Source organism: Stenotrophomonas sp. Pemsol, from assembly GCF_003586545.1.
GTDB classification, from domain to species: Bacteria; Pseudomonadota; Gammaproteobacteria; order Xanthomonadales; family Xanthomonadaceae; genus Stenotrophomonas; species Stenotrophomonas sepilia.
This window is the reverse complement of sequence record NZ_CP025780.1, coordinates 621,022-633,611: the sequence shown is the minus strand read 5'-3', so window position 1 is coordinate 633,611 and position 12,590 is coordinate 621,022. Positions and strand designations below refer to the sequence as shown.

Sequence of the window (12,590 nt, the reverse complement as noted above, 5' to 3'; positions counted from 1 at the left end):
ACGAAGTCGCCCCTGTCGCCGATAGCGAAGAACCCAGGACTTGGTGCCTTAGTGCTTGACCAGCAGGTAAAGGCCACCACCATCGGCGTGATAGCCGGCAGTGATGAGTGTTTGAACTGCCCGTGCGGTGAGTCGGTTTAAAGGGCGAGCCATCAAATATGTCCCATACTATTTCCCATACAAAGAAGTCCGATTGGACTGGATTTCATAGTACGGCACAGGACTGAAAAAATTTTCAATATCAATTAGATAGGGCAACATTGGACTTGATTGGATCGTAAAATTGGCCCCTCTCTCCGCCAGATAAATGAAGAAGCCGCCCAGTGGGCGGCTTTTTTGTTTGGCTGGCGGGAATCGTCGCAGGTACTACCGGACTGAACAGGGCCTGCCGTCGTGGCCGGTCCAACGGCCCGCCCGCCGACGGCGCGCGATCCGCCGCAGGTCATCTGCGCCGGAGCAGTCCCCGCACGCAGGCGCCGACGAACGCCAGCCCCAGCAGCACCCACACGACCGTCATTCCCCACAGCGCACCGAACGTGTCCAGGACCGGATCCAGCCGCGGTTGCGCCGGGTCGTACAGCACGCGTACCGGCTGCCCAGGCTCATAGCCGAAGATCATGCCGCCCTGCGGATACGAGACGCGTTGGCCGGTCGCGGTGGTGAACGCGACCTGCGGATGCGATCCGCCGGCGTTCAGGCGCTCGACCTGGCCATCAACGGCCTGCGCGACCTCCAGGAACTCAAGACGATGTGTCACCTCGAAGGCGGCCACAGCAAGGATCAACAGACCCACCACGCCAAACAGCAGACCGCGCATGAGCTGGGCAGTCCGGAAAAAAGAAGGGTAAGGCATCGCTGGGCAGCTCCGTTGCAGGCGGGAAGACGAATGGGGCCGGCGGATCCTGCCGCGCGGTCAGTCCCACGTGTGGAAAGCATAGCCCAGAAGCCACTGCGCCCCACTGCACGCCATCGCCACCGGATGCGCCTCGCCATTGCCCGCCACCGACGCACCCGCCTGGTTCAGGCGCCTGCATTCCGCACGATCATTCGAGTGGGGAGACGTTACCTGTAAAGGGATTGGCATCGCTCCATGTACCCTTGAACTTTCGCCCCCTCCCAACGTCTGGACGGTTGAAATGCAGCCGGGCAACTCCACGCATTTCCCATGAATCTCCGCCTCTACCGCCCCGCCGATGCCAGCGCCTGCCTGTCGATTTTCGACAGCAACGTACCCACCTACTTCGCGCCCGAAGAGCGCAGCGACTTTGAATGCTTCCTGCGCGAACAGGCCACGGACTGTGCATTCCAGGTGATCGAGCGCGATGGAAACGTCGTCGCCTGTGGTGGCCTCTCGCGCCGTAGCGACGGCAGCGCCGGCTTCTGCTGGGGCATGGTGCAGCGCGCGCTGCACCGCCAGGGACTGGGCCGCGAACTGGCACTCGCGCGCCTGCACCAGGCTGAAAGCGATCCGTCGATCGACCGCATCGCGCTCAGCACCAGCCAGCACACCCAGGGCTTCTATGCCGGCCTGGGTTTCCAGGTGACGCGCATCGTGCCCGATGGGCATGGCGCCGGGATCGACGCCGTTGAAATGGAGCGGGAGCTCTAGCGCTCCCGCCCCGGTGCCATCCACGAAGGGCGTGGATCTACCGCAGGCATCCCCTGCTCAGAACCCGACGCGCAGGTTGATCTGCCCACCCACATCGCGGCGGCCATCGCCATGCTGGCCCTGTACGAACATCGACAGCTGGCTGTTGCGGCCGAGGCCGACCGCCATGCCCACCTGGCTGACCAGGGCATTGCGTGCCATCACCGCGCTGTAGACATCGAAGGCATCACCACCGACCGCAAAGCGGTTGCGGCTGGCCACATCGGTATCCCCCGACGCATGCTGCCAACCCAGGCCGACCGTCAGCTGCGCCGGGAAGCGCTCGCCGCTGCCCACGTCCCAGCGCCCACGCACGCCCACGGTGCTGACATTGAGCGTGTCCTTGCCGCCTTCCAGCACCAGTGCCGCGCTGCCGCCCTGCTCCACCGCACGATCGCTGTCGACCCAGTGCTTGGTGAACTGCACATAGGGCTGCAGCTGGGTCCTGCCGTGGGTCCATGTCCAGCTGCCTTCCACCTGGGCGATGGTCACATCGGAATCCTGGCGGCTGTACAGGGTCTGGCCCAACAACGGCACTTCACGCGTGGCGCGCGTGCGGTAGTCACCGCGCGACACGCTGCCACCAACCGCAAAGCCGTTGTTCCACTGTCCCTGTGCATACAGGCCGAACGTGTTGCCACGCAGGCGGGCCCGCGAGCTGCGATCATACAGCCGCGTATCCAGCCGTTCGTTGCCGGCCGCTGCACCCAGCACCACATGCTCGCCCAGCTGCCAGTCGACACCGGCCATCAGCGCATTGCGATTGGCGCGGATCTCATCGCCATTGCCGTCGCCATCCTGCCTGAACACCTTGCCACTGCCGGCCAGCCAGGCCGAAGCGCGCTCGCCACGCACGGTCGGCAACTCGCTGCCGAGTCGCTGGCGGATGCCTTCTTCCAGGTAGTTGTCGTACAGCAGCACCGCGCGGCTGGCCGCGTGCACTTCACCGGAGAGCTGTTCGAATGCGCTGCGCGCAGTGCCGGCGTCATACATCAGCACCGTGTTATACAGGCCCAGGGCCGCGCCACTCTGCGGCAGGCTGTCCAGCGCCGCGGCGGTGTTGTACTGGTTGCGCGTGTTGGCCACGGTGGTGAACGCTGCGGTCTGTGCCACGTCGATCTGCAGGTTGGCCGTGTTGGCGGTGTAGACCGGGGTGATGGTCAGGAAGGCCGACGGCGAGGTTGCCGAGGCGAACTGCCCACTCACGCCACCGCCCGCATTGACCACCGTGTACTGCTGGCCCTGCTGGTAGCTGGTGCTCGGCGAAATGGTATTCACCCGCACGGTGCTGCCGCCCACATTCGCGCTGCCGCCCACCTGCACCGTGTCGCTGCCGGTGGCGCCCAGGTCGATGCCCAGCGTGCTGCCCGGTGACAGGTTCAGATTGCCGCCCACCGTGATCGTGCCGGTGCCATTGCCTGCACCACTGCCATTGCCCGCGCCATTGCCCGGCGACAGCACGCCGCCGCTGGACACCGTCACGCCACCGCCGGTACCACCGATGGTGCCGGTGCCGGACAGGGTCGTACCACTGCCGATGGTCCACTGGCCGCCGATCGTGCCGGTGACATTCAAACCGCCGCCGGTGACCTGGCCGGTGCCGCTGAAGCCACCACTGTTGCCGCCCAGATTCAGCGTGCCCGGGCCGGCCTGCACGATGCTGCCGCCGCCGGTGATGTTGCCGCCAAGCGTGGTGGTGCCACCGGTGTTGATGACCAGGCCGCCGTTGTTGGTGATGTTGCCGGTGATCGAGCCACTGGCCCCACCATTGCCGACCTGCACGGTGCCGCCGGCATTGATGGTGGTGCCGCCGGTATAGGTGTTGTTGCCGGTCAGGGTCACGGTGCCGGTACCGGCCTGGGTCAGGCCGCCACTGCCGTTGATGGTACCGCCCACCGTGGTGTTGCCGCCGACGTTGAACACCAGGCTGCCGTTGTTGCTGACATTACCGGTGATCGCACCGCTGGCGCCGCCATTGCCGACCTGCAGTGTGCCGCCGGTGTTGATGGTGGTGCCGCCGGTATAGGTGTTGTTGCCGGCAAGGATCACGGTACCGGTGCCCGCCTGGGTCAGACCACCGCTACCACTGATGGCACCGCCGACGGTGGTGGTGCCGCCTACGTTGAACACCAGGCTGCCGTTGCTGGTGACGCTGCCGCCGATGGCACCGGTCGCACCGCCATTGCCTACCTGCAGCGTGCCACCCGCGTTGATCGTGGTCGGGCCGGTATAGGTGTTGTTGCCGGTCAAGGTCAGCGTACCGCTGCCGGCCTGGGTGAGGCCGCCACTGCCGCTGATGGTGCCGCCCAGCGTGGTATTGCCCGCCACGCTGGACACCAGCGTGCCGTTGTTGGTGACATCACCGACGATTGAGCCCGTTGCCCCGCCATTGCCCAGCTGCAGCGTACTGCCGGCGTTGATGGTTGTGCCGCCGGTATAGGTGTTGGTCCCGGTCAGCAGCAGCGTACCGCTGCCGGCCTGGGTCAGGCTGCCGCTGCCACTGATGGTGCCGCCCAGCGCGGTGTTGCCGGCAACGTTGGAAATCAACGCGCCATTGTTGGTGATGTCGCCAGCGATGGCGCCGGTCGCGCCGCCGTTGCCCACCTGCAGCGTGCCGCCGGTATTGATGGTGGTCCCACCGGTGTAGGTGTTGTTGCCCACCAGGGTCAGCACACCGCTGCCCGCCTGGGTCAGGCCACCACTGCCGCTGATCGCACCGCCGACCGTGGTGTTGCCCGCAACGTCGAACACCAGGCTGCCGTTGTTGGCAACGTTGCCGGTGATCGCGCCGGTCGCACCGCCATTGCCCACCTGCAGCGTGCCGCCGGCACTGATGGTGGTGCCGCCGGTATAGGTGTTGTTGCCGGTCAGGGTCAGCGTGCCGCTGCCGGCCTGGGTCAGGCCGCCACTGCCGCTGATGGTGCCACCGAGCGTGGTGTTGCCGGCCACGTTGGATACCAGCGCACCGTTGTTGGTGATGTCGCCGACGATCGCGCCGGTCGCACCGCCGTTGCCGATCTGCAATGTGCCACCGGCATTGATCGTGGTTCCACCGGTGTAGCTGTTGTTGCCGGTCAGCACCAGCGTGCCACTGCCGGCCTGGGTCAAGCCGCCGCTGCCGCTGACCACCGCGCCGACGGTGGCCATCGTACCCAGGTTGTAGACCAGGCTGCCGTTGTTGGTGATGTCGCCCAGCACCGAACCGGTGCTGCCGCCGCTGCCGATCTGCAGCGTACTGCCACCGTTGATGGTGGTGCCTCCGGTATAGGTGTTGTCGCCACTGAGGATCAGCGTGCCGGTACCGCTCTGCACCAGGCCGCCGGTACCACTGAGCACGCCGGCGAAGGTCGTGCTGCCGTTGTTGCCGCCGGTGGTCAGGGTTGCACCGCCCAGCACCACGCTGGAACCGGTCACGCCAGCGAGGCCTCCGATGCTCTGGCTGCCACCGGCGCTGATATCCAGCGTACCGGCACCGGCCAGGTTGACCGTGCTGGCACCGGACAGGCTGCCACCGGCCGCCACCGCCAGCGTGCCACTGTTGATGGTGGTGGCACCGGTATAGGTACTCGCACCGCCGAGGGTGACCGTCGCCGCGCCATCCTTCAGCAGGCCGCCAGCGCCGCTGATCGGGCCGTTCAAGGTCAGTGCGTTGCTGCCGCCCAGAGTCAGCGTGCCGCTGGCCAGCTGCACGGTGTTGGCCAGCGTCAGCGCGCTGGTGCCATCCAGGCTGGCGTTGCCGCCTACGGTCAGCGCACCGGTTCCCAGCGAACCGTCGTTGCCCAGTAGCAGGCCACCGGCATTGAGGGTCACGCCGCCCGTGAAGACGTTGACGCCAGTCAAGCCCTGGATGCCTGCGCCGTTCTTTACCAGCCCCCCTGCACCTCCGATGGTGCCGGCGAACGTGGTATTGCCCACGCCATTGAGGGTCAGCGTGCTGCCACCCAACGCCACTGAAGAGCCTGCCACGCCTGCCAGCGAACCGATCGCCTGCGCGCCCCCCGCACTGATGTCGAAGGTGGTACCGGCGTTGGCCAGGTTCACCGCACCCGTCGCAGCGAGGCTGCCACCGGCGCCGATCGCCAGCGTCCCGGCGTTGATGGTGGTGCCACCGGTGAAGGTGTTGGTGCCGGTCAACGTCTGGGTACCGGAGCCTTCCTTGATCAGCCCACCGGAGCCGGCCACCGAGCCACTGAACGTGCCATTGGTGGCATCTCCGATCGTCAGCGTGTTGGCGCCCAGATTCACCGTGCCGTTGCCGATCAGGGTACCGAACTGCTGCGTGCCGCTGCCTGCCGACAGATCGAAGGTCGCCCCCGAGGCCAGGTTGACGATGCCACTGGCGTGCAGGCTCGCGCCCGCACCCAGTGCCAGCGTACCAGCGTTGATGTTGGTGCCGCCGGTATAGGTGTTGGTGCCGTTCAAGGTCAGCGTCGCGGCACCCTCCTTGGTCAGGCTGCCGGTACCACTCAGGTTGCCGTTGAGGGTGAGGTTGTTGCTGCCCAGGACGGTCAACGCGTTGTTGAGGATGAAGTTGTTGCCGAGGATGACCGCAGTGTTCGAATCGAGCGTCGCAGCGCCTCCGACCGTCACCGTACCGGTGCCCAGCGCAGCATTGTTGCCGACCACCAGGCCACCGGCGTTGAGCGCCACGCCACCGCTGAAGGTGTTGGCACCATTGAGCGTCTGCACGCCCGCACCGTTCTTGATCAGGCCGCCACTGCCGCCGATCACACCGCTGAAGGTGCTGTCCACGGTGCCGCCCAGGGTCAGCGTGCTGCCACCCAGCGCCACCGTGCTGCCCGCCACGCCGGCCAGCGAACCGATTGCCTGGTTACCCGCGGAGATGTCGAGCGTGCCCGCACCGGCCAGGTTCACCGCGCCGGTTGCGGCGAGGCTGCCACCGGCACCGATTGCCAGTGTGCCGCTGTTGATGGTGGTCCCCCCGGTGTAGGTGTTGGCACCGCTCAGGGTTACGGTGGACGCACCGTCCTTGATCAGCCCGCCCGTGCCGGAAATCACGCCCCCCAGTGTCAGCGTCTGGCTGCCGAGCAGATCGAGGCTGGCACCCGCTGCCAGCCCGATGTTGTTGGCAAGGCTGACGCCGGTCGTTGCATCCAGCGTCGCGTTGCTTCCGACCGTCAACGCACCGCTGCCGAGCGCAGCGTTGTTGCCGACCACCAGGCCACCGCCGTTCAGTGCAACGCCACCACTGAACAGATTGGCGCCACCCAGCGTGAGCATGCCGGCGCCATTCTTGACCAGGCCACCGGTGCCGGAAATCGCGCCATCGAAGAGGCTGTTGCCCACGCCACCGAGTGTCAGCGTCTGTGCCCCCAGGCTCACCGTCGAGCCGGCCACGCCGTTCAACGACCCGATGGTCTGGCCGGCCCCTGCGGTGGAGATGTCGAAGCCGGTGCCTGCAGCGCTCAGCGTCACCGCGCCGGTCGCGGCCAGGCTGCCGCCCGGACCAATCGCCAGCGTGCCGGCATTGATGAAGGTGCCGCCGGTGTAGGTGTTGGCACCGGTCAGCGTCTCGATGCCCGCACCGACCTTGGTCAGGGCACCCGTGCCTGCGATCGAGCCACTGAAGGTGCCATTGGTGGCGCCACCGACCTCGATCGAATTGGCGCCGAGGTTCACCGTACCATTGCCGACCAGGGTGCCGAACTGCTGCGTGCCGCTGCCGGCAGACAGGTCCAGCGTGGCACCGGTGGCAAGGTTCACGGTACCGCTCGCCGCCAGGCTGGCACCGGCGCCCAGCGCCAGCGTGCCGGCGTTGATGTTGGTGCCACCGGTATAGGTGTTGGCGCCGTTCAAGGTCAGCGTCGCGCTGCCATTCTTGGTGAGGCTGCCGGCCCCGGACAGGACGCCGTTGAGCGTCAGTGCATTGGTCCCGAGCACGGTCAGCCCGGCGTTGAGCGCGATGTTGTTGGCCAACGTTGCCAGGCCGGTGGTATCCAGCGTGGCGGCACCACCAACAGTCAATGCGTCGGTGCCCAACGCCGCATCATTGCCAAGCACCAGTCCGCCCGCGTTGAGCGTTACGCCGCCGCCAAACGTGTTGGCTCCGGACAGCATCTGTACGCCCGCGCCTGCCTTGATCAGACCGCCGCCGCCACTGATCACGCCATCGAACGCGGCGTTGCCGGCCGTCCCGAAGGTGAGCGAATTGCCGCCCAGCGCCAGGGTGCTGCCACCCGCACCGTTGAGCGCGCCGATGGTCTGGCTGCTGCCGGCACCGGAAATATCAAAGCCAGCGCCTGCACCCAACGTGACATCACCCGCTGCAGCAAGGCTGCCGCCCGTGCCCAGCGCCAGCGTGCCGGCATTGATGGTGGTACCGCCGGTGTAGGTGTTGGCACCGGACAGCGTCAGCGTGGTGGCACCATTCTTGACCAGGCTGCCATTGCCGCCGACCACGCCCGACAGCGTCAGCGCAGTGCTGCCCGGCAACGTCAGTACGACGCCCGAGCCCAGCGTGACCGCATTGCCGAGCGTCACTGCCGCGCCCGCGTCCAGCGTGGTACTGGCATTCACCGCCAGCGCGCCGGTACCGAGCGCACCATTCGCACCGACCACCAGGCCACCGCCGTTCAAGGTCAGGCCGCCACCGAAGGTATTGGTGTTGTTGAGGGTCAGCAGGCCCGCACCATTCTTGATCAGGCTGCCATTGCCCGCCACCACGCCACCGAGAGTGAGATCGTTGCTGCCACCCAGCGTCAGCTGCGTACCGGCACCGAAGTTCACTGCGTTGGCCAGGTTCAGCGCCACGGTGCTGTCCAGCGTGGTCGTGCCACCAATGCCCAGTGCACCGGTACCGAGTGCGCTGGCGTTGCCCAGAACCAGGCCACCGTCGTTGAGTGCAAGGCCACCACTGAAAGTATTGGCACCGGACAGCGTCTGCACGCCGGCACCGGTCTTGATCAGGCCGCCGGCACCATCGATCACGCCGGCAAAGCTGCCATTGCTGGCGCCGCCAAAGGTCAGCGACTGCGCGCCCAGCACCAGCTGGCTGCCTGCCACGCCATTCAGCGCGCCGATGGTCTGCGCCGCACCGGCTGCGGAGATGTCCAGCGTCGCACCGGCACCGGCAAGATCCACCGCACCGGCCGCGGCAAGACTGCCGCCCGCCCCCAGCGCCAGCGTGCCGGCATTGATGGTGGTGCCACCGGTATAGACGTTGGCGCCGGACAGGGTGAGGCGGGCCGTGCCGTCCTTGATCAGCCCACCGGCCCCGAATACCGGACCGGAGAGCGTCAGGTCATTGCCGCCCAGCACGGAGAGATTCGCACCGGCGGCCAGGCCGATGAGGTTGCCTACGGTGAGTGCAGACGTTGCATCCAGCGAAGCGTTGCCGCCCACGTCCAGCTGGCCGGTACCCAGTGCCTGCGCATTGCCCAGCTGCAGCAGGCCCGCGTTGAGGCCGACACCGCCGCTGAAGGTGTTGGGTCCATTCAACGCCAGCGTGGCCGTACCATTCTTGACCAGGCTGCCAGTGCCACTGATGAGACCTCCCAGTGACACGTCCTGGCTACCCAGCAGATCCAGCGCCGCGCCTGCCCCGAGGTTGACGTTGTTGGCGAGGTTCAGCGCTGCCGAACTGTCCAGCGTGGCAGTGGCGCCCACCGACAGTGCACCGGTGCCCAGTGCGCCGGCGTTCCCCAGGAACACGCTGCCGCCGTTGACGGTGAGCCCACCACCGAAGCTGTTGGTGCCGTTGAGGGTCAACGTGCTGGCACCGTTCTTCACCAGCCTGCCGGTACCGGACACCACGCCACCCAGCGTGATCGCCTGCGAGCCCGGCAACGACAGTGCCGCACCGGCGCCCAGGTCAACGTTGTTGGTCAGGCTCAACGGGGCGCTGCCATCGAGCGTGACGTTGCCGCCGATGCCCAGTACTCCGGTACCGAGCGCGCCGCTGTTGCCCAGCAGCAGGCTGCCGGCGTTTGCGTTCAGTCCACCGCTGAAGGTGTTGGTGCCGTTCAAGGTCAGTGTCGACGCGCCATTCTTGACCAGGCTGCCGGTGCCAGTGATGTTGCCGCCCAGGGTCAGGTTCTGGCTGCCCGGCAGGGTCAGGGCCGCACCGAGGTTGATCGCATTGCCCAGGTTCAGCGCCGCAGTGGCGTCCAGCGAGCCGTTGCCACTGACCGTCAGCGCACCGCTTCCCAGCGCACCGGCGTTGCCCAGCACCAGGCCACCGGCCGCAAGATTCACCCCACCGCTGAAGGTATTGGCGCCGTTCAGCGTCTGCACGCCACTGCCCTGCTTGACCAGGCCACCGGTGCCGCCGATCACGCCAGCGAAGGTCTGGTTGGTGGCATCACCGAAGGTGAGCGTACTGCTGCCCAGTGCGAGGGTGCTGCCCGCCACACCGGACAATGCACCGATGGTCTGGTTGCCACCCAGCGAGATATCCAGTGCGCTGCCAGCGCCGGCCAGGCTGACCGCGCCGGTCGCCGCCAGGCTGCCACCACTGGCCAATGCCACCGTTCCGGCATTTACTGCCAGCCCACCCGTGAACGTGTTCGCGCCGCCCAACGTCAGCGTGGCAGCGCCGTTCTTGACCAGGCTGCCGCTCCCACCAATGACACCCCCCAGCGTCAACGCGTTCGAGCCCAGCACATTGAGCGAACCACCGGCGCCCAGTGTGATGCCATTGCCCACGGTGAGCCCGGTGCTGGCGTCGAGCGATACCGCGCCGCCGACGTTCAGTGCGCCGGTTCCCAGTGCACCGCCGTTGCCCAGCACCAGGCTGCCGGCGTTGAGCGCCAGACCGCCGCCGAATGTATTGGCGCCGTTGAGGGTCAGTGACGATGCACCATCCTTGATCAGGCCACCCGCGCCGCTGATCACCCCGTTGAACGTCAGCGCCTGCCCGCCAAGCAGATTCAGGCTGGCACCCGATGCGAGGCTGACAGCATTGGTCAGCGCCAGCGCCGTGGTGCCGTCGAAGGTGGTGTTGCCGCCGACAGAGAGTGTACCGCTGCCCAGCGCGGCGGCATTGCCCAGCAACAAGCCACCGGCGTTGAGCGCAACACCGCCCGTGAGGCTGTTGACGCCCGACAGGGTCTGCACACCGGTGCCGACCTTGATCAGGCCGCCGGTGCCTGCGGCGAACGTGCCGCTGTAGCTGGTATTGCCCAGCCCGCCCAGGGTCAGGGTGTGGCTGCCGAGGTTGACCGAACCGCCGAGGCCGGCCAGCGAGCCGATGGTCTGGTTGGCCGCCGCCGAAAGATCCAGGCTGGTGCCAATGTCCAGCGAGATCGCGCCGGTGGGCGACAGGCTGCCACCCGCGCCCAGGGCCAACGCGCCCCCGGCCAGGTTGAAGCTGCCGCTCAGCGAATTGGCACCGTTCAAGGTCAGCGTGCCGGCACCGTTCTTGGTCACGTTGCCGGCACCGGATATCGAGCCACTCAATGTCAGCGCATTGCTGCCCAGCAGGTTCAGCGAGCCCCCGCCATTGACCACCAGGTTGTTGCCCAGGGCGAAGCCTGCCGTCGTATCCAGCGAGGCGCTGCCACCGACGGTCAGGTTGCCGCTGCCGAGTGCACCGGCATTGCCCAGCAGCAGGCCGCCGGCATTGAGGTTGACGCCCCCGGAGAACAGGTTTGCGCCGCCGAGAGTAACAATGCCGGTGTTGTTCACCGTCAGCCCACCAGCGCCTGAAAGCACGCCATTCAAGCCGAACGCATTGGTCCCGGCCAGGGATAGATTGCCGCCGAGGTTGAACGCATTGGCCAGATTCAGACCGGCCGTGGAGGATGCGATGGCACCGCCGTTGGCCGTGAACAGCCCTGTGCCGAATGAACCGGCATTGTTGAAATTGACCAGGCCATCATTGAGCGTCGTCGGGCCGGATGCGCCCCATGCGCCCTGCAGGTTCCAGGTACCGCTGTTGACGGTGAGCTTCTGGAAGTTGAGGTACTGGTTCCAGCCCAGTGTGGTCACCGCTCCGCCGGTGCCGGAGCCCGGACCGCTGACGACGTTCTGCAACACCAGCGTGTTGTTGGCCGCGCCACTGCCGGTACCGGCGTCGACCGTTCCCGCTGCCGCAACCTTCACCCCGGTAACACCCGTAATCACGCCGGCAAGGGCGGTGCCACCGCCGGCCACAACGCTGGAACCCGACACTGCGGTGAAGGTATTGCCGCCGGTTGAATCACCCAGGTGAACGCTGCCACTGACCGCCCCTGCATTGAGGAACGTATTACCGCCAGAAGCGCCCAGGCCGACACGCCCGTCGATGGTGCCGGTGTTGGTCACATTGGCTGCCGCGCCACCGTAGGCCACCACCGTGGTCGCGTCGGAAACGCTGCCTGTGCCGATCAACGACGTGCTGATCAGGCCGGCGTTGTTGATGGTGGTGGTGCCGTTGACATTCTGCGCCACCAGCGCCTGTCCACCGAAGCCCAGCAGCGTTGCGATGTTGACGACACCCTTGATCTGTCCGCTGGCGTTGTTGTTGACGACGATCGCGCTGTTGTTGGCAGAACCATTGCCGATGACCAGGCCGGGCGAGGCAAGGACGATCGAGCTCGGATCGATCGTGCCATTGTTGTTGACCGTCACGTTGTCGCCGGTCAGCGTTGCTGCGTTGCCTCCACCTACGAACGGCGGCGTACGCAGCAACGCACCCGCGGCAATGTTCAGCGTGAGGCCGCTGGTCGCGTTGGAGTAGTTGTTGATGTTGGTGGTGCTGTCGCAGTTTACGGTCGTGGTGCCCGTACACGCCGCGAATGCCGATCCGCTGGCCAGTGTGGCGGCCAGTGCCGCCGCCAGCTGGTGCGCCCGCAATCGCGGCACCCGCCCTGCGCCGACCGCGCTTCCGCCGGGATTCCGGGTGACCTCCGAAGCAACCTGCATTACCCCAAGGGCGCGATTGAAAACCAGACGGTAAATGCGGTTCATCGGCAAATCTCCATGAAAAGACCGGATGGCACAG

The 12,590-nt window shown here is 66.6% G+C and carries 3 protein-coding genes; 1 reads left to right on the top strand and 2 read right to left on the bottom strand.

Annotated features, from left to right (window positions below):
- Positions 1-442: 442 nt before the first annotated feature.
- On the bottom strand, positions 443-817 hold the full coding sequence (locus PEM_RS02865) for a DUF3592 domain-containing protein (protein WP_005415488.1): 375 nt from the start codon (positions 815-817) through the stop codon (positions 443-445).
- A 348-nt stretch (positions 818-1,165) separates the two neighbouring features.
- On the opposite strand from PEM_RS02865, the gene PEM_RS02860 reads away from it, so the two are divergent.
- Positions 1,166-1,609, top strand: a complete 444-nt coding sequence (locus tag PEM_RS02860; protein WP_005415487.1) for a GNAT family N-acetyltransferase — start codon at positions 1,166-1,168, stop codon at positions 1,607-1,609.
- A gap of 57 nt (positions 1,610-1,666) precedes the next feature.
- Here PEM_RS02860 and PEM_RS02855 read toward each other — a convergent pair whose 3' ends face one another.
- Positions 1,667-12,556 (bottom strand): autotransporter-associated beta strand repeat-containing protein, encoded by a 10,890-nt coding sequence (locus PEM_RS02855; protein ID WP_119706063.1) that lies wholly within the window; start codon positions 12,554-12,556, stop codon positions 1,667-1,669.
- Positions 12,557-12,590: the final 34 nt, after the last annotated feature.